Source organism: uncultured Campylobacter sp., assembly GCF_937921625.1.
Lineage (GTDB): Bacteria > Campylobacterota > Campylobacteria > Campylobacterales > Campylobacteraceae > Campylobacter_B.
This window is the reverse complement of record NZ_CAKZTI010000062.1, coordinates 1-18,189: the sequence shown is the minus strand read 5'-3', so window position 1 is coordinate 18,189 and position 18,189 is coordinate 1. Positions and strand designations below refer to the sequence as shown.

Sequence of the window (18,189 nt, the reverse complement as noted above, 5' to 3'; positions counted from 1 at the left end):
CACGCTTTATACGATCGAGGCGATGGGCGTGGATGCCATTGTCATGCGGCATAAAGCTGAGGGCGCAGCTGCCTACGCCGCCAAGGCGGTCTCTCCCGTCATCATCAATGCGGGGGACGGCGCGCATGCGCATCCCTCACAGGGCCTGCTTAATCTCTATACGATTGAGGAAAACAAGGGGAAACTCGCAGGGCTGAAGGTTGCCATTCTCGGTGATGTTCTGCACAGCCGTGTGGCGCGTTCTGACATTCAGGGCATGCGAAAGATGGGGATGGATGTCCATATCGCGGGACCGCGCACCCTCCTGCCGCGCTTTCTGTGTGAGGAGGAGGGCGTCACGATCCATGACCGCGTGGAGGATGCTCTTGAGGGGGCTGACGTAGTCGAGGTGCTGCGCATACAGCTCGAGCGCATGAAGGGCGGGCTGTTCCCGTCGACGCGTGAGTACGCGCGCATCTACGGGCTCAGTGAGGAGCGGCTCGCACTGGCGAAGGAGGATGCTCTCGTGCTGCATCCCGGCCCGATGAATAAGGGATGGGAGATCTCCGAGTCCGTCGCCTACGGCGTACAGTCGCGGATCCAGGAGGAGGTTAAAAACGGGGTCGCCGTGCGGATGGCGCTCTTTACACTGGTACTGATGGGAGGGAAGGCCTGAATGCGTGCGTTGCTGCTGAAAGGGGGACGGGTGATTGATCCCGCCTCCAAACGAAATGAAGTTGCCGATGTCCTCGTCGAGGACGGTGTGATCCGCGCCGTTGGCGCAAATCTTGCCGCCGACGGCGCGGAGATTTACGATGCTGCGGGAAAGGTCGTTGTGCCCGGTCTGATCGATATGCACACGCATTTCCGCGAGCCCGGTCAGGAGGCAAAGGAGGATTTTGCTTCCGGCTCGCGCGCCGCAGCGGCAGGGGGATATACGACGATTGCGACGATGCCGAACACGCGCCCTGTCGTCGATACGGCGGCACTGGTGAAGAGCCTGCAGAAGCGCGCCGAAGAGGCGGCAGTCATGCACATCCGCATCATCGGTGCTGTGACGAAGAACCAGGAGGGCAAGGAGCTGGCAGAGCTCGGCGATATGGTTGAGGCGGGAGCGGTCGCCTTCTCAGACGATGGTCACTTCGATCCGTCGGCAAAGGTTCTCCTCAGTGCATACGACTATCTTGCGCCGTTTGATAAGGCGATCATCAATCATGAGGAAGATACCTCTCTCGTAGAGGAGGGCGCCATGAATGAGGGGCATCGCAGTGCGATGCTCGGCATCAAGGGGCGTCCGATTGTCGCCGAGGATATTGCCGTCGCGCGCGACATCATGCTCGCCGAGTATGCGGGTGCGCATGTCCATGTTGCCCACATCAGCTCGGCGCGTGCCGTTCAGCTGGTACGCGAGGCGAAGGCGCGCGGTGTGCACGTGACGACAGAGGTCACCCCGCATCATCTCACGATGACGGAGGACTGCGTCGATCCAACGGACAGCTCAACGAAGGTCAATCCGCCGCTGCGGACGGAAAAAGACACAGCGGCCATGCTGGCGGGTCTGCTTGACGGGACGATTGATATGGTCGTAACGGATCACTCCCCGCACGCACGTGAGGAGAAGGATCGCGAGTACATCTATGCGCCGAGCGGCTTCCCGGGGCTTGAGACGGCACTTGGGGTGCTCATGACGGAGCTGGTTCACACGGGGAAGCTCCCGCTCGAGACGCTGATCGAGCGTATGACCTATGCGCCTGCGCGCATCTTTCATCTCGATGTGGGGACGCTGCGCGAGGGGGCACCGGCGGATGTGACGGTCATTGATCCGAACTGTGTCTGGACGGTGGACGAGAAAAAGTTCTACACGCGGGGAAGCCACTCGCCGTTTGTCGGACGGGAACTTCGAGGAAAGGCTGTGCTGACGGTCGTGGACGGGAATATTGTGATGAAGGACGGAGTCATAACAATATGAGAGGAAAACTGATTTTGGAGGACGGTTCGTCCTATGCGGGAGAGCTGCTGGACGGCAGCGCAAAGACGGTGGGGGAGGTTGTCTTTACGACGACCATGACGGGGTATCAGGAAAGTCTGACCGACCCGTCGTTCTGCGGACAGATTCTCACGATGACTTACCCGCTGATTGGGAACTACGGTACGGCAGAGAAATTTATGCAGTCCCGCCGCCCGTTTGTGCGCGGCTTTGTCATCGGTGAACTCTGTGATGCACCGAATAATTGGCAGTCTGAGAAGAGCTTGATTGACTTTCTCACGCAGAGCAAGGTTCCGTGCCTTTATAACGTAGACACGCGAGCAGTGACGCGACATATCCGCGCTGCAGGCTCGATGAAGGGAGTGATCGTCCCCGACGGCACGGAGCCGGATGAGATCGCTGCACTGCAGGCGGAGGAGCTGCCGCGTATCGTATTTCACGAGATCACCAAAAGCGCGATCTCAAACGCGCTAAGTTCGCCGCGCAAGCTAAATATCGCAAGCGTAAACGCCCAACAAGCGCGCCGCCTGCTCGATCGCATCGTAGGCTATAAACTAAGTCCGCTTTTAAATTTAAAGATCCAGCGCGGCTTAAGCGCGGGTCGCGTCCAAAGCGCCGCGCTTAAAATCGTCGTCGATCGCGAGCGTGAAATTTTAAATTTTAAACCGGTAGAATTTCACAGCATCGACGCGGTTTTTAAGAAGGACTTGGAAGCCGAGCTCGTGGAATTTCGCGGCAAAAAGATGGAAAAGCTCTCGGTTAAAAACGCGGCGCAAGCTAGCGAGATCGTCCTGACGCTGCAAAAAGACAGATTTAACGTAGAGAGTATCGAGAGCAAATCGCGCAAGACGAACCCCTATCCGCCGTTTATGACCTCGACGCTACAACAGGCGGCAAGCACGGCTCTGGGCTTTAATCCGCGCAAGACGATGAGCCTCGCGCAGAGCCTTTATGAGGGCGTCAATACCAAAAACGGCGGCGCGATTACCTACATGCGAACCGACTCGCTGAATATCGCCAAAGAAGCGATCGCGGCGGCTCGCGAGCTCATAGAGGAGCACTTCGGCGAAAAATATCTGCCCAAAAGCGCGAATTTATACGCTACCAAAAGCAAAGGCGCACAGGAAGCGCACGAAGCAATAAGGCCTACCGATCTGAAGCTTACCCCCGAGCTCGCGCAAAAAATCTTGCCTCGCGACGAATACCGCCTTTACGCGCTCATCTACAACCGCTTCGTAGCCTCGCAGATGAGCCCTAGCGTTTCGCAGATCCAAACGATCATCGTACGCGGCGAAGCGGGCGCGTTTAAGATCAGCGGACGCAAGGTAGAATTTGACGGATTTTACAAGGCTTACGGCGATCTGGATAAGGACAAAATTTTACCGAACTTCGATGTGGGCGATGCGATGAGCCTGCAAAGCCTGAGCTCGCAGCAGCACTTCACTGAGCCGCCGGCGCGCTATTCGGAAGCAAGCCTCATCAAAAAGCTCGAAAGCCTAGGCATCGGCAGGCCCTCGACCTATGCGCCTACCATATCGCTGCTTACGGCGCGCAACTACGTAAATATCGAGCAAAAGCACCTAGTGCCGAGCGAGATCGCTTTTAAGATTACCGAGATGCTGGAGCAAAATTTTAAAAACATCGTCGATAGCGAGTTTACCTCCAAAATGGAAGAAAAGCTCGACGATATCGCCGAAAACAAAGCGGACTGGCAGCAAATTTTGGCAGATTTCTACTACCCTTTTATGGACGAGATCGCCAAAGGAAAAACGTCGATCGCAAGCCAAAAGCTAGTCGAAAAGATCGGCGAGACCTGCCCGAACTGCGGCGGCGAGCTACTTAGGCGCCAGGGCAGATTCGGCAAGTTCATCGCTTGCTCGAACTATCCGAAATGCAAATACTCGCGTAACGCGGACGCCAGCGCCGAGGAGGCGAGCGAGGAGAAGGAGGCGCCCGAAGTGCTAGATGAAAAATGCCCGCAGTGCGGTAAAAATTTGATCAAGCGCAAGGGTAGATACGGCGAGTTTATCGCTTGCGAGGGCTATCCGAAGTGCAAATACTCGCGTAAAATCGAAGGCGCGGCAAAAGAGAAAAAGCCGCTGCTCTCCACCGGCGTTAAGTGCCCGAGCTGCGGCACGGGCGAGATCGTCGAGCGCTTCTCCAGACGCGGCAAATTCTACGGCTGCACGAACTACCCTAAATGCAACTTTGTGAGCAACTACGCACCGATCGCGCGCGCATGCCCGCAGTGCGGCAACTCATACATGCTCCGCAAAGAGCTGAAAAAAGGCAACTTCGCCGAGTGTCCGCAGTGCAAGTTTAAAGAAGAGATCGATTGATAATAGGCGCCATTTCGGACTCTAATCGCGAAACAAAGGTCGCTGCCAGCGCCATAGAGTGGCTGCTCGCGCGCGGAGCGGATCTGCTCGTGCACGCAGAGGGCATCGTCGAGAGCGAGACGCTGCGGCTTTTGCGACAAAGCGGCAAGCCCTACTTCGCGGTTTTAGGGAACAACGACGAAGCGCTTGCGGAGCTAAAAAATGACTTCAACCTGCACGATGAGCCTTTTTGCACGAAGTTTGCTGGGCTGCGACTAAAAATCATGCACCATCCGTTTTATCTCTTTGACGAGGAGCCCGCGGTGCAAAATGAAGCAGACAGGCCAAGCTTCGCCGCGGATTTTGGCTTTCGCACAGACACGGATCGCGCGGTAAATTTTCGCAAGGATTTCAGCGCAGACCTAGTCAAAAATTCTAGCTTTAGCGTCGAAGTAAGTTGCGGCACGAATTTAGGCTCAAACTGCAGAGCAGATCGCGGGGAAATTTTAGTTGCAAATTCTAAAACGGCGGCTTGCTCGGTAAATTTAGGCGCAAATTCTAATGGCGCGGACGTTGATAAAATTTTAGATAGTGCGCTCCGCGCAGACGAAAATTTCAAAAACGCGCATAAAGCGAGCGTAAATTTAAAAAGTGGGCAATCCGCGGGTTTAAATGCGAGCTTGAATGCAGGCGCGAACTCAAACGTAAATTTAAACTCAAATGCAAGCGCGAATTTAGCCACTAATACGAGCCCAGATATGAACTCTAAAGCAAGCTCGGGTGCGGATCGCGCAGTAAATTTAACGGCGCCGAGCTTAAACGCGAATTTATCCGCACCAAACTCATGCGCAAATTTAACCGCGCTGAACTTGGGCTCAAATTTGACCGCGAATTCTGAGCTCAATGCAGGCGGCGAAAGTAAAAATCGGGGTCTATGCGGATGCGGCGCAGATAAAATTTCAACTATCAAAATTTACGGCCATACCCACTATCTCGCCGCGGCGGTAAATAAAAACGGCGCGCTCGTGCTAAATCCTGGCGAGATTTGTGGACGCAAAAAGCGGCTTTTCGAGTTTGCTTACGTCGTGGCACAAGAGCAAAAATTGCGTGCATCTCGTCTCCGTTCGCAGCGCAAAGAACTATAAAGCGAATGAAAGGAAGTCTTGAAATGATAAGAAAAGCCCCTGAGCAACCAGAGAAAATGCTAGAAAGATACGAAAAAATTCTAAAACAGCGTGGGAAAAATATAAAAGGGTGCGAGGCCAAAGCGTATGAATGAAATTTACGTCCTAATCGCGCTATCGTTTTTGATCTTTGCTTCGCCCTTTTTGGCTAGCCTAGCTAGAATTCCGCTCTCGCCCATGGAGATCATGCTTGGCATCATAGCCGCAAATTTAGGGCTTTTGCCGCCAAGCGCAACCTTCGATCTAGCCGCTCAGATCGGCTTTTGCTACCTTATGTTTTTGGCGGGCTGCGAGGTGGATTTCCGCGCGCTGCTTGCGATGCCGCGCAAAATTTTGCGGCTGATCCTAATCTTTTTGGCGCTGCTTTATATCCTAAGCGCGCTTGCGGTTTGGATGTTTGAACTGCCGCAGATGCTTATCATCGCAGCGCCTTTGATGAGCGTCGGGCTGCTTTCGGCGCTGTATAAGGAATACGGCAAGGATCAAGCGTGGCTAAATCTCGCGATGCCCGCGGGCGTGATCGGCGAACTCATCAGCATCGCCGTCCTCACAGTGGGCGGCATCTACCTTAAAAACGGCTTCGGCGTAGAGATGGCGCTTCATATCGGCGCGCTTTTGGGCTTTTCGGTCGCCGCGCTAGCTGTTTTTAAAGGGCTTGAAATTCTATTTTGGTGGTTCCCCGCGCTAAAAACGGTCATCATGCCCAAATACGACAAAAACGAAAAGGACGTGCGATTTGCGATGGCGCTATTTTGCCTCATCTGCGCGGGGGTGATGCTTTTAGGGCTTGAGGTCGTCATCGGCGCCTTCATCGCGGGCACCTTTCTGCCGACCTTTTTCTCGCACAAGGACGACCTCATCGAGAAGCTTTCGTCGTTCGGCTTTGGCTTTTTAGTGCCGATATTTTTCATACACACCGGAGCCGTGATCAGGCTTGAGGCGCTTCTTATGCCCGGAGTGATGAGCTTTGCCGCGAGCCTAGCGGCGCTGATGTTTGGTATCAGACTGCTTGCGAGCGCTACGTTTTTAAGCACCATGGGGCGCAAAGGCGCGGTGCTTTTCGCGCTATCGTTATCTATGCCGCTAACCCTCGTCATCGCCACGGCGACGCTCTTTTACTCCACCGCCGCGATCTCGCAAGAGATATACTTCGCGATGATCATCGCCTCGCTCATAGAGACGCTCGCGTCGATGATTTTGATAAATTTGATTTACAAGAAATTTTAGGGTGGGAATTTTAGAATTTTAAGATTATAGGATTTTGGAATTTTAGAATTTCAAAATTTTGCGAAATTTTAGAATTCTATAAAATTTGATTTGATACGGGACTAAGATGGAGTTAAATTTAAAGCCCTATTTTACGCCGCAATCGGTTAGGTCTTGGAGTTCCATAGTGTAGTTTTCTTTTTGCCATGTTCCGGCATAGCCATAAACTTTCAAAATTTTGAATAGCAAAGCTACTATATCCTTTTTAGAAAGAGTATTTGTGGTTTTTGGAGCCAATTCCAAAAGTTGCCAAATTCGATGAAGCTTTTTACCTTCATCAAATATATAATCCAATGTGACTTCAATAATTTCACCTTTATGATATAAAATCCAAATGCCTTTAGCAAGGCTTGCATGATCATAGTCTGGATCAGGAAAACTATATACTGGCATTAGCCAACAATCTGCATTTCGATCAATAGTCCAATCGAGCTCATTAATAAAAGTCTTATAGTATGGATTATATTTGTAGTAAATTTCGCTCAATCCATACTTCTCATCATCCTCTTTTGTAATGATTGCATTTTCAAATGCCACTCTCTCCTCCTCAAAAAATTTTAATAATTCTAGATTTTACGATCGGTTAAGTCTTGTAGTTCCATAGTGCAGTTTGGGATTTGCTCCCATACACCATCATATCCATATGTTTGCAAAGCATTGTTTAAAAGTATAATTATTTCATCCCTTGAAATCAATTTAGTTTGTTTTGGATTTAGATCAAGTAGCTGCCAAATTCTATGAAATTACTTAGCTCTTAGCGCTCTGTCGATGTCATAATCAAGGATAGCCTCAATAATTTCACCTTTATAATATAAAATCCAAATAGCTTTAACAAGAGTTCCATGTTCATATTCGGGATCGGGGAAATAAAAGATATCCCATAGCCAACAATCAAGCTCTCTGTTTATCACCCAATCTTGTTTATTGATAAAAACTTCGCGTTTCGGATTATATTTGTAGTAAATTTCACTCAATCCATACTTCTCATCATCCTCTTTAGTGATGATCACATTTTCAAACGCCATTCTCTCCTCCTCAAGAAATTTTAATAATTTTAGATTTTATGATCAGTTAGATCTTGGAGTTCCATAGTATAATTTGGTTCCGGTTTCCACAAATCACAGTCCCTATATACTTCTAAAATTTCTTTTAACAGGCATAAAATATCTTGCTTACTAAGATTTTGCGTATGATTTGGTTTTAAATCTAGAAGCTCCCAGATTCTGTGGAATTCGTCCGATCGCATATCCGCTACCTTTTGATCCAACACTACATATATTTGAGTGCTATCGCAACATAAGATCCATACGGCTTTTGCAAGCAACGCTCTATCGTAATTCGGATCTGGAAAGCTATAAATTTTTAAAAGCCAGCAATCTAATTGCCTATCTATTGTAAAATTTAGATTTGGCAACTTTGCTCCATAATTATACTTACCATATAGCGCACTCAATCCATACTTCTCATCATCCTCTTTTGTAATGATTGCATTTTCAAACGCCATCTGCGCTCCTTGAGATCTAAAATTTAGCGTGCAAGCAGAAATTTCAAGTTCAAATTTATGCGAAATTTCACGACGCAGCCGAAAATGGCGAGCAAAGAAACGAATTCCAAACTCGCACGCTTAAAGATAGACCGGCGCGCTTGCCGCGACCGCTAACTCTGCTCGCCGCAGATATACTTGCTCTCTGGCCGCGGCAAAGCAAACGCGGCTAGAGAGCAAAGCTAGCGGCAAAAATTAATCTCAACCCATCCGCAAAATAGCAAACCGCGCGATTTACAGACAAGCTAGCAAAGCCGCAACGGCTAAGGATTTTACGCCTATCTAATTAGAACCGACCCGAAAGCCGACTTAAGCCTAGACGCTATGCGGGAGATATGCCGCGACACGGCGTCTAAGCTTCAAGCTACATTAAGACCGGAATTTTCGTCTTTTGCAGGAAGTATTTCGACGCGCCGCCTAAGAAAATTTCTTTTATGCCGCTGTCTGAGTGTAAGCCCGCGACGATGAGGTCGAAATCGCCCGCGTCTGCATACTCTAGTAGCACCTGTCCCGGGATCTTGCCCTCGGCATTTAACGCCTCAAAAACATCGATTTTAACGTCATGCAAGGCTAGATAGTCGCTTATGCGGCGCTTAGTTTCGGCAAGATCATCCTGAAGGTAGTGATTTGCGGTAATGACGGTGACGGATTTGGCGCGCTGTAAAAGCTCTAGCCAATTATCAAGCGCCCTTGCAGACGCCGCAGTGCCGGTAAGCGAAACTAAAATTTTATCCGCCCTAAACTCCTGCAGCTTGCGCGGTATGACGATGCAAGGCTTGCCGCTTTTGGTGACCGCCGCCTCGAACGTGCCCGTGATAGAGCCCGTAGGCGGCACGGAGACCAGCACCAAATCGCAATATTTGGAGTATTTCTCGACTAGCTCGGAGCGGATGCCCACCATATGCCTCAAAGCGGCGCTATTTGGGACGTGATCGTCGTCGCTTTGATCTAAACCCAGCTTGGCGCATTCGGCGTCGAAGATCGCTCTGATCACCTCGCGCTCGGCCTGCATCTCGTCTCCTGCGGATTTTAAAAATTCCTCCATCAGCACGCCGCCTTTTAGCGTCATACGGACGTTGTAGATCATCTTAGGATCGAGCTGGCACGCCATTATGTTGATGTGCGCGCCGAAAAATTTATTCACTAGCAGCGCTCCGTGTATGCGCTCTGCCAGTTCCTCGCCGCCGCCGATAGGGAAAAATATCTTTTTAAGCTGCATCTTTACGCTCCTATTAAAATTTTAAGCTAATTCCAGTGAAATTTTAGAGCCTTTTTGCTCGGTCACGCGCACTCGCACCACATCGCCTGCCTTGTAAGGCGTCGTGATAAATTTAGCGCGCAGCAGCCCGTCCACGCCGTCTCGTAGCGAGATGAAGGTACCAAAATCCAGCACGCTTTGCACCACGCCGTCAAACTCCTCGCCGATCTGAAATTTTACCTCTTTGCGCTCATTGCGCGGCTTGCGAAAATCTCGAGAATTTGAAACTATCGATAAAATTTTCTCTTTCGCGCCCGATACGGCGCTAGCTTTGGCACCCTGGATCTTGACCTCGCCCTTTTCGCGATCCAGATCGATATTTACGCCGAAGCTTTCGGTGATCTCTTTTATAACCTTGCCGCCCTGACCGATGATGTCCGGGATTTTGCTCGCCTCGACGCTAAAAATTTCAAGCTTCGGAAGCACATCTTCATTTATGACGATTGCTGCGTTCGCCTGCTCCATTATGCCCAAAATATGCGCGCGAGCCTGCTTTGCCTGCGCTAGAGCCTCTTTTAAAACCTCCAGGCTGATACCGCCGAGCTTGATATCCATCTGAAGCGCGGTGATGCCCTCGTAGGTGCCCGCGACCTTAAAATCCATATCGCCGTCGTGATCCTCAAGCCCCATTATGTCGGTTAGCACGGCGTGTTTTTCGCCCTCAAAAATTAAGCCCATCGCTACGCCAGCAACGAGCTTTAGCGTAGGCACACCCGCCGCCCGAAGCGATAGCGCGCCGCCGCAGACCGAAGCCATCGAGCTTGAGCCGTTGCTCTCTAAAATTTCGCTCACCACGCGGATAGACTGCGGCGAGTTTAGATCGATACTTGGATATAGCGCTCTTTTGGCTAAATTTCCATGTCCTAGCTCGCGTCTGCCTGGGCTTTTGAGCGGACTTGCTTCGCCGACGCAAAAGCCCGGGAAGTTGTAGTTAAACATAAATCTATCGCTGATCGGCTCAAGCTGCGTTAGGCTGTCGCTTAGCTGCGCATCGCTATCGCCGCCCAGCGTGGTGACGACTAAAGCTTGCGTCTGCCCGCGCGTAAATAGGCAGCTTCCGTGCGCGCACGGCAGGATATTTGTCTCGATACTGATCGGGCGAACCTCATCAAGCGCGCGCCCGTCGGCTCTGCGGCGATCCTCGATGATCTGCGTGCGGATGATGCCGCGCTTATACTTGCCGATGACGCTAGAGATCACCTCTTGGCTCCATTCGTTTTGCGCCGCAGCCTCGGTCGCTAAAATTTGATCCACGATTTTGTTTAGTTCGGTAGCGCGCTCGCTCTTTGCCATCTGATTGATCGCCGCTTTAACGGCGTCTTTGTAATTTGCGTCGATGAAGTCCGCAATATCCTCATCCTCGATCTCGGGTTTATACTCTAGGCTCGCATCGGGCTTTTTAAGCGGCAAAAAAGCCTCTTCGTAAGCGTTTGAGCCCGCGCTTATCGCCTTTGCGGCAAAATCGATCGCATCCACCATCAGATCTTCGCCAAATTCATTCATCTGCTGCGCGCCGCCGTTAATCTGCGGCAGGGAGCGCATCTCGATCATCAAAAGCTCATCGCCGACGCCGGCTACGTAAAGATCAAGTGCGCTATTTTTAAGCGCGGAGTTGCTCGGATTTAAGATGAAGCTTCCGTTTTGATAGCCTATGCGCACGCCGCAAACGGGCGCTTTAATCGGGATGTCGCTAAGATACAGCGCCGCAGACGCCGCATTAAGAGCGACGACTTGCAGATCAACTTCGGGATCTGCCGATAGCACGTAAACTACGATCTGCGTCGGATATGCATAGCCCTTTGGAAAGAGCGGGCGCAGCGAGCGATCTATGATGCGGCTCGTGAGCGTCTCAAAATCGCCAGGCTTGGTCTCGCGCTTGATGTAGCCTCCGGGGATTCTGCCCGCCGCGTACATCTTTTCGATATACTGCACGGTAAGGGGCAAAAAGTCCTCCTGCACCTGCGTCTCTTCGCGCGCTACGGTAGCCAGCACGACGGTATTTTTCACGCGCAAAAGCGCCGCGCCCGCGGCTTGCTTTGCGACCTTATTGATATCGAAAATTTCGGTATTGCCATTTACTTCAATTTTGCACTGCATTAATTTTCTCCTTGTTTTTGTTAGTCTCGTGAAACGGCAGATAAAGCGGGCATTTGTTTAAAATTTGCATTATCTCCTCCGCACTTGAGAGCGTTTTTTCTTTGTAATAAAAATCCACATTCACAAAGTCTCTGATCTTGTGAACAGCATAAATTCCATCCACCAGCGTAGCGATCTCGTCCGCATTATCGCTGCCGATAACGGGAGTGGCGTAGAAGATCGCTTTGGCGTTTAAGCTTACGAGCGTCTTTATGCAAGTAAGCGCGGTCAGCCCGCTCTCACACCCCTCATCTACCAAGATGACGTTTTTTTTCTCTAAATTTCCCAAGAGCTCGCCCTTGCGAAATTTATACATGTTTTTTAAAATTTTCTCCTCATAAAGTCTGTTTGCCTGTCCGTAAACATAATCCAGGCTGATGCCGAAGCTTCGCACGAGCTCATCTACCATCACGATCTCTTGGGTTTCGCTTACGCACGCGATCGCGCATTCCGGATTATTGGGTGCCAAAACGGGCTCTGTGAATAAAAACTCATAATGAAGTCCCAGCTTTAGAGCAAGATGATTTGCGATAGGAAGCGACTCCAGGGATTGAGCGATTATTAGAAAATTTTCGTTTTTGATCACGGTAGCGGGTAAAATTTCTGCGAGTTTCATCGCGGCGTCGATTTGGTTTTCAAACATCAGCTCAGCTCTAGGCGTCATTATTTTTCGCTTCCGTATTCACTATCTACTGAAAAATCATACCCTACTCCGCCGAACGGATAGAAATTTACGAGAAAGTAAATTCCGCGCTCCTTGCTTGCTTTGCTGTAGCCCATCGTACTGGTATTTTTAGGCTCGATATCCTCTTGATACACAAAAGAGTAATTCCAACACTTGCGCGTATGAGAAAGCCCCACGCGCCACATTTTAGAATAAGATCGCTCCAAGTCGTAATCCCAACGACCGAAAATTTTATTATTCCTAGGCAAATTTACCGAGGCGTTTACGATGCCGTAGTTATCTTTCGTATAGCGTTTAGGCTCCATGCTTAGCTTTTCGTATTCGTAAGCGTGGCTGAGTCCAAAGCTAAAGTCGTCGTTGGAGTAGTTGGCGTAGGTATAGACCTTATCGAAGCTTTTATATTTATGTGAGTAGGTAAAGCGGTTTCCGATATTTAGCCCATTTGCAAAATACGCATCGATGCGGTGTTCTAAATCGTCAAACTCATGATCGTCGAAGTCATATCGCTGCTTAGCGCTGTGGCGTAAAAATTTACGCCCTTCGTCGTTGTAAAAAAACTGCGTCATACCCAAAGCCGCGTTTTCGTGGGTGTATTCGTCCTTCAGCTCGCTTAAAAAGTTATCCTCCCAATAAAGCGAGTCTTGCAAGTTACCCAGCCGCGAGCGATCTACTGCGCCGCGAGCAAGGTCGTATTTATACTGATGATACTTTAAAATTCTATCCTCGATGTCGCCTTGCTGCCATCCGGGAATTCTAAAATCCGCCCTCCAGCTCATAGTGTGATACAAGCTATCGTAAGCCCTGGCTACGTCGGTGTAGAGCGAAAGCTCGGTGTATTGATTAGCGTAGAAAGTGCTTTTATCCTCGCCAAGATCTCCGTTTGCGTAGTAGAATTTATCGTGCCAATCGATATTAGTCATATACACTCGCTCGGTAAAGGCGAAATTTAAATAATCCGCCAGTAGCGGCGTGCTTATACTAATCGGTACATCAAACTCGTATTGGCGAGCAGTCGCGCCCTCCCATCTAGTGTAATTACGCGCTTTTGCATCAAGCGAATAGATCAAATTTGGTAGCCCCAAATCATTGCTAAATTTATGATATTGCAGCGTCGGAAGCTCTTGGACGGTATCTTCATTGCGGAAAGTATTATCGGCGTTTAGCTTACTCGTATTGATGTAGTATCGTCCGTAAGCGCCAAAATAGTGCTCGTCACCGGTCAAATAATAATTCAGCCGTGAAGTTACGAGCGAGTTATCCGCATCGTTGCCAAGACCTCCCTTTTCCTTCAGATCGTAGTATTCAAGGTCGTTTAGCTGAGTAAAATCGATCCATAAATTTTCGCGCAGATCGCCGTCTAGCAGATAGGTCGCAAGCTTGCTGCGATCGTATTGCACTTCAAAGCCGTGATGACGCTCGTTTTTGTATTCGAGCCGCTTTTGCGCCCGCGAAAAGTTATCGAAAACTCCGCCTCTAATCTCGCCGTAAGAATACGGCGACTCCGTGAAGCGAAATGTCCCGTATACGCCAAAGCCCCTGCGCGTGCGCACCTGCGGATCGAGCTGAAAATCCCAGCTATCGTAAGGCGCAAAATAGATCGGCTGCTTGTAGTAAATCCCTTCCTTGTTGATGTAGCCAGCCTCTGGAGGCAGCAAGCCCGTGCGGCGCGTGCGATCAGTCGGGAAGCCGAAATACGGCAGATAGAGCACCGGTACGTCGCCCACATAAAATCTCGGATTGAAAAGATGGAGGAATTTGCTCTCTTTGTTGAGCATGCCGCTGCTAAATTTAATGCGCCAATCGGGATCGGTAACGTTGCAGCTAGATACGCTGGAGCCCTCCACGCGGTAATACTCGCTATCGCTGCAGCTGGCGTCGTTTTGCATCCAAAGCTCGGAGTCCTTATCCATCATAAAATTTACGTCGGCTTGCTGCTTATCGTTTTTCAGATCGATTTTGACGTGCTGGGCGCGCGTGGTCTCGCTGCTGCCGCGCATCGCATTGACGTTGCCGAAAAGCTCGATGATGCCGTTTTGCTCGTCGTATGTAGCGCGATCGGCGGTGATAAAGTAGTCTTGTGAATACACCGTTACGTTGCCGCTCGCCTCTGTCAAAAAGCCATTTTTCTCGACATTATCTGCTATAAGCTCGACGTCTTGGACCTTTGCGCTCGCGCTGCTTGCTAAAAGAGCGCTAAAACTAAGCGCTAGAATTTTAAATTTTTTACTCTTTTTCAATCTCTACCACCAATGTTTTCGCCGCCATATCATGCAGGCTCTGACGCGAGTTCGTAAAAAGCGCCACCAAAAATCCCATATAAAAGATCATCTCGCTTATCAACCTAACCGCCGCGCGGATCGCTGCAGTAGCGATATCCATAGAGCTGCCGTCAGCGCGGACGCAATAAATTTTAACCGCAAGCTTGCCTAGCGTCGCGCCGTATAGATAGACAAAAATCGCCTGATATAAAAATTTTATTATCGCGTAATGCAAAATGAATTTTGACGCGATCTTTTGTACCTCAAAATTGCTTCCGCTCTGCGCCGCTGCGACAAGCTCTGGCCCGTCGATAGCAAATAGCACGACCACAAAAAGCGTTGCGCTCACCGCTTCGTCAATACTAAACGCGATTACGCGCTTGCCAAGCGGAGCGATGTTCAAATTTTATCTCTTAAGGCTTGATACGCGATATCGCGCCTATACTGCGCGCCGCTAAATTTTATATTTTCGCACAGCGCGTAAGCCGCGTCGCGCGCCTGCTTTAGGCTCTGTGCGACGCCCACGTTTACCAAAACGCGTCCGCCGCTAGCGCAAATTTGCCCGTCCCGCTCACTCACGCCTGCGTAGCAGATATGGGCTCCCGCGGGAATTCCGCCGACCTCGATCAGCGCAGGCTTCGAAGAGCCGTAAGGATAGCGCTCGCTAGCCATCACGACGCCCACTGCAAATCGCTCTTTTAGGCTTATGCTACTTAGCTTGCCTACGGCGGCGTTGTATAAAATTTCGCTCAAATTTCCGTCGATTAGCGGCATCAAAACCTCGCACTCCGGATCGCCGAAGCGGACGTTGTACTCCAGCACGTAAGGCTCGCCGCTCACGATCATAAGCCCTACGAATAGCACGCCGCAAAAGGGCGCGCCCTGCTGCTGCATCCCTTTTAGCGTGGGTGCGACGATCTCGCTCTGCACTCTTTTGATCAGCGCGGCATCCGCTAGCGAGCTTGGCGCATAGGCTCCCATGCCGCCGGTGTTCGGGCCCAGATCGCCGTCAAGAAGCTTTTTATGATCCTGCGCTACGGGCAGACTTACGAAATTCTCCCCGTCGCAGATCGCAAAAAAGCTCAGCTCGTAACCATCTAAAAACTCCTCCACGACGACGCGCTTGCCAGCTTCGCCGAAGCTTTCGCCGCTTAGCATATCCGCGGCGGCTTTTTTAGCTTCATCTTTGGAATTTGCGATGATGACGCCCTTGCCCGCGCACAGGCCGTCTGCTTTGACCACGACGCGGCCGTTTAGGCCGTCTATAAATTTTGAAATTTCGGATAGATCGTCGCTGCTTAGGAATTTTGCGGTTTTGATATGATTTCGCGCCAGAAAGTCTTTCATATAGGCTTTGGAGCCCTCAAGCTTCGCCGCAGCGGCGCTAGGACCGAATATCGCGAGACCCTGCGCTTTGAAAATATCCACGATCCCTTTTGTAAGCGGCTCTTCGGCACCCACGATAGTAAGAGCTACGTCGTTGTTTTTGGCAAAGAGCGCAAGTTCATCAAAATCTTTTAAATCTAAATTTTTACCGAGCGCCTTAGTCGCGCCGTTTCCCGGAGCAAAATACAGATTTAAAACGTTTTTATCCTCGCGAAGTCTTAGCCCGATCGCGTATTCTCTACCGCCGCCGCCGATTATTAGGATATTCAATGAAGCCTCCATAACGTAAAAAACCCAAGTGAGCGTTGCGTAAAAAGAATCGGCTCAAACAAAGCCAATCTTGCAACTAGGAAAAATCTCTAGGTCGCAACCCGTAACTTTAAAAAAGCTCAAGCCGAGCCGCGTCACACGGACCTCTCACGTCGTCGCTTATACAAATATGTTGAACCCTCATATAAAACGCTCTCGCTTCACCCAGGCTTGGGCAAAATTATAGTCTAAATTTGCTTAAACTATGGCAAAAGCGCCAGATCGACGCAGGATTTTATCGACATTCTTTCGCAGATTATCGGCTCGCAAAACTCGCTCAAAACGCTCGCCGTCGTCCTACCGATACAGATCGCCTTATAGCCCCCGTCCCAGCCGAAATTTGCGGTAAAACCGCGAACGTTTTTAGGCGAGGTAAAAATCAGCGTACTGCCTTGCGGCGGCTTTGCGGCGGCAGGTAGGCTGAGGATAGAATTTTCGTAGGCGATCACGCTTTGCAGCCGCACGCCGGCGCTAGATAGAATTTGCTCCAGCTTCGATACCGTCTCGCGTGCGCGCAGATACAGTGCATCTCTGCCCCGCAAGAGCGGCGCGATCTCGGCGGCAAACTCGTTTCCGTGCCCGTGCCGCGCCAGAAAAATATCGCGGAATCCAAACTCGCGCGCAGCCGCAGCGCACGGCTCGCCGATAGCGTAAACGGGGGTATCTAAATCAAGTGAAATTTCATTAAATTTTATCGCCGCCACCGCGTTTTTGGAGGTAAAAATTAGCGCGCCGATCTGCGTAGGCAGGCTAAATTTGAGAAATTTTATCTCGCAGACCGCAAGCTGCCTCACCTGCGGATGATCAAATCTCGTATTAGACACCAGATATATCAAAACGCCCTCCAAAATATTTAAATTTACTTTGATTCAGCCTCACTCCTACCTCCACGACGCGTAGAAACAAAGAAAATATTATTTGATTTGCTTCGACTTAATTCTACTCCGAGCCGCCCTTTTTGCCTGGGCAAAACCGCCTGTCTGACCTGCCTACGCTTATTTAGTCACGCTTAAGCAGTCTAGCGGCGGCACGCTTTTTTAAAATTTTATCTCATTGTCTAAATTTGCAACCAAGCACTCCACTTTGCGCCGGCTCGGTCTTTTAAATTTAACTTTATAGCCTCAGGCGCCTTCTCTAAAGCCAGCTTAGGACGCGCCGCCGTTCTTAAATTTTACTTAGCGGGTCGCGGCAAGCACTTAAAACACTGTCGAGAGGCCCGCTCAGGACACAGCTAACGCGCCGCCGCTCGCTAATCCCGCCTAGCCCGTGTATGCATCCACACAGATCGCCGAAGTTTCAAATTTAAAGACACGATCGCAAAATTTCAAAATTTTGCCGCCTAAATTTTGAAACGCTTAAAATTTCATCCTTGCGCTTAAAAAACTCCGCTAGCGTGCTATTTTTTATTGCACTCTTTTTCGTTCTCATCGCCCCGCCGAGCTCAATGAAAAATGCCCGTCCTCGTCCGCTATATACTCATAAAGCTCGCGCACGTTCAAATTTGGCTCCTTAAATTTAGCCTTTCAGCCACTCGTTTAAAATTTCAATCTGTGCCTCTACGCTCTCATTTGCCGTGCCTCCTTGCGACTTGCGCGCCTCCTTAGAAGCGTTTAGATCAAGAAATTTAACCGCGCCCGCGCCCAAGCTTTCATCCACGCTTGCAAGCTGCTGCGCATTTAACTCGCTAAGATCCAAACCCAAATTTTCGGCATACGCCACGGCCTTTCCCGTGATGAAGTGCGCCTGGCGAAACGGTACGTTTTTCTCCCGCACGAGATAATCAGCCAGATCGGTCGCCGTGAGGTGCCCGCGCCTGGTCATCGCGAGCATATTTTGCTCGTTAAATTTAGCCGTTTTTAGCATCTGTTTTAAAATTTCAA

15 protein-coding genes and 1 pseudogene are annotated in these 18,189 nt (G+C 50.2%); 5 read left to right on the top strand and 11 right to left on the bottom strand.

What is annotated here, in order from left to right; genetic code table 11:
- From Q0101_RS10240 to Q0101_RS10220, 5 genes are all read left to right on the top strand, one after another.
- The coding region (locus Q0101_RS10240; protein WP_297945210.1) for an aspartate carbamoyltransferase catalytic subunit at positions 1–655 on the top strand (655 nt) is incomplete at its 5' end.
- A 30-nt stretch (positions 656–685) separates the two neighbouring features.
- Positions 686–1,948: a dihydroorotase gene (locus tag Q0101_RS10235; protein WP_297945208.1), complete on the top strand. Its 1,263-nt coding sequence runs from the start codon at positions 686–688 to the stop codon at positions 1,946–1,948.
- The gene (gene topA / locus Q0101_RS10230) at positions 1,945–4,305 is read left to right on the top strand and encodes a type I DNA topoisomerase (RefSeq protein ID WP_297945205.1); all 2,361 of its coding nucleotides are present in this window, start codon (positions 1,945–1,947) and stop codon (positions 4,303–4,305) included. Before Q0101_RS10235 ends, topA begins: the two co-directional genes overlap by 4 nt.
- Positions 4,302–5,429, top strand: coding sequence for a hypothetical protein (locus tag Q0101_RS10225; RefSeq protein ID WP_297945202.1), 1,128 nt, complete (start codon positions 4,302–4,304; stop codon positions 5,427–5,429). The genes topA and Q0101_RS10225 overlap by 4 nt, the downstream gene beginning before the upstream one ends.
- Before the next feature lie 126 nt (positions 5,430–5,555).
- Positions 5,556–6,695, top strand: a complete 1,140-nt coding sequence (locus Q0101_RS10220; RefSeq protein ID WP_297945199.1) for a cation:proton antiporter — start codon at positions 5,556–5,558, stop codon at positions 6,693–6,695.
- A 126-nt stretch (positions 6,696–6,821) separates the two neighbouring features.
- Here Q0101_RS10220 and Q0101_RS10215 read toward each other — a convergent pair whose 3' ends face one another.
- From Q0101_RS10215 to Q0101_RS10165, 11 genes and pseudogenes are all read right to left on the bottom strand, one after another.
- A complete protein-coding gene (locus tag Q0101_RS10215; RefSeq protein WP_297945197.1) occupies positions 6,822–7,271 on the bottom strand; it encodes a hypothetical protein in 450 nt (149 codons plus the stop codon).
- Positions 7,272–7,477: 206 nt separating this feature from the next.
- Positions 7,478–7,759 (bottom strand): hypothetical protein, encoded by a 282-nt coding sequence (locus Q0101_RS10210; RefSeq protein ID WP_297945194.1) that lies wholly within the window; start codon positions 7,757–7,759, stop codon positions 7,478–7,480.
- 29 nt (positions 7,760–7,788) lie between these two features.
- The gene (locus Q0101_RS10205) at positions 7,789–8,238 is read right to left on the bottom strand and encodes a hypothetical protein (RefSeq protein ID WP_297945192.1); all 450 of its coding nucleotides are present in this window, start codon (positions 8,236–8,238) and stop codon (positions 7,789–7,791) included.
- Between the two features lie 403 nt (positions 8,239–8,641).
- Positions 8,642–9,496, bottom strand: coding sequence for a universal stress protein (locus Q0101_RS10200; protein WP_297945190.1), 855 nt, complete (start codon positions 9,494–9,496; stop codon positions 8,642–8,644).
- Between the two features lie 21 nt (positions 9,497–9,517).
- Positions 9,518–11,632 carry a polyribonucleotide nucleotidyltransferase gene (locus tag Q0101_RS10195; protein WP_297945187.1) on the bottom strand — a complete coding sequence of 705 codons (2,115 nt, stop codon included), beginning with the start codon at positions 11,630–11,632 and terminating at the stop codon, positions 9,518–9,520.
- The gene (locus tag Q0101_RS10190; protein ID WP_297945185.1) at positions 11,616–12,335 is read right to left on the bottom strand and encodes a phosphoribosyltransferase family protein; all 720 of its coding nucleotides are present in this window, start codon (positions 12,333–12,335) and stop codon (positions 11,616–11,618) included. The genes Q0101_RS10195 and Q0101_RS10190 overlap by 17 nt, the downstream gene beginning before the upstream one ends.
- Positions 12,335–14,593, bottom strand: coding sequence for an LPS-assembly protein LptD (locus Q0101_RS10185; RefSeq protein ID WP_297945182.1), 2,259 nt, complete (start codon positions 14,591–14,593; stop codon positions 12,335–12,337). Before Q0101_RS10185 ends, Q0101_RS10190 begins: the two co-directional genes overlap by 1 nt.
- Positions 14,580–15,017: an RDD family protein gene (locus Q0101_RS10180; protein WP_297945179.1), complete on the bottom strand. Its 438-nt coding sequence runs from the start codon at positions 15,015–15,017 to the stop codon at positions 14,580–14,582. Before Q0101_RS10180 ends, Q0101_RS10185 begins: the two co-directional genes overlap by 14 nt.
- The gene (gene purD / locus Q0101_RS10175; RefSeq protein ID WP_297945176.1) at positions 15,014–16,270 is read right to left on the bottom strand and encodes a phosphoribosylamine--glycine ligase; all 1,257 of its coding nucleotides are present in this window, start codon (positions 16,268–16,270) and stop codon (positions 15,014–15,016) included. Before purD ends, Q0101_RS10180 begins: the two co-directional genes overlap by 4 nt.
- Positions 16,271–16,512: 242 nt before the next feature.
- Positions 16,513–17,145 (bottom strand): uroporphyrinogen-III synthase, encoded by a 633-nt coding sequence (locus tag Q0101_RS10170; RefSeq protein ID WP_297945173.1) that lies wholly within the window; start codon positions 17,143–17,145, stop codon positions 16,513–16,515.
- 679 nt (positions 17,146–17,824) lie between these two features.
- Positions 17,825–18,189: pseudogene (locus tag Q0101_RS10165) on the bottom strand (argininosuccinate lyase); the annotation flags it as partial.

What these genes read in the sequence shown, in the direction of transcription:
- Q0101_RS10190 (WP_297945185.1), bottom strand. Translation starts at nt 12,335, where the DNA reads ATGACGCCTAGAGCTGAGCTGATGTTTGAAAACCAAATCGACGCCGCG.
- topA (WP_297945205.1), top strand. Translation starts at nt 1,945, where the DNA reads ATGAGAGGAAAACTGATTTTGGAGGACGGTTCGTCCTATGCGGGAGAG.
- Q0101_RS10205 (WP_297945192.1), bottom strand. Translation starts at nt 8,238, where the DNA reads ATGGCGTTTGAAAATGCAATCATTACAAAAGAGGATGATGAGAAGTAT.
- Q0101_RS10220 (WP_297945199.1), top strand. Translation starts at nt 5,556, where the DNA reads ATGAATGAAATTTACGTCCTAATCGCGCTATCGTTTTTGATCTTTGCT.
- Q0101_RS10200 (WP_297945190.1), bottom strand. Translation starts at nt 9,496, where the DNA reads ATGCAGCTTAAAAAGATATTTTTCCCTATCGGCGGCGGCGAGGAACTG.
- Q0101_RS10210 (WP_297945194.1), bottom strand. Translation starts at nt 7,759, where the DNA reads ATGGCGTTTGAAAATGTGATCATCACTAAAGAGGATGATGAGAAGTAT.
- Q0101_RS10195 (WP_297945187.1), bottom strand. Translation starts at nt 11,632, where the DNA reads ATGCAGTGCAAAATTGAAGTAAATGGCAATACCGAAATTTTCGATATC.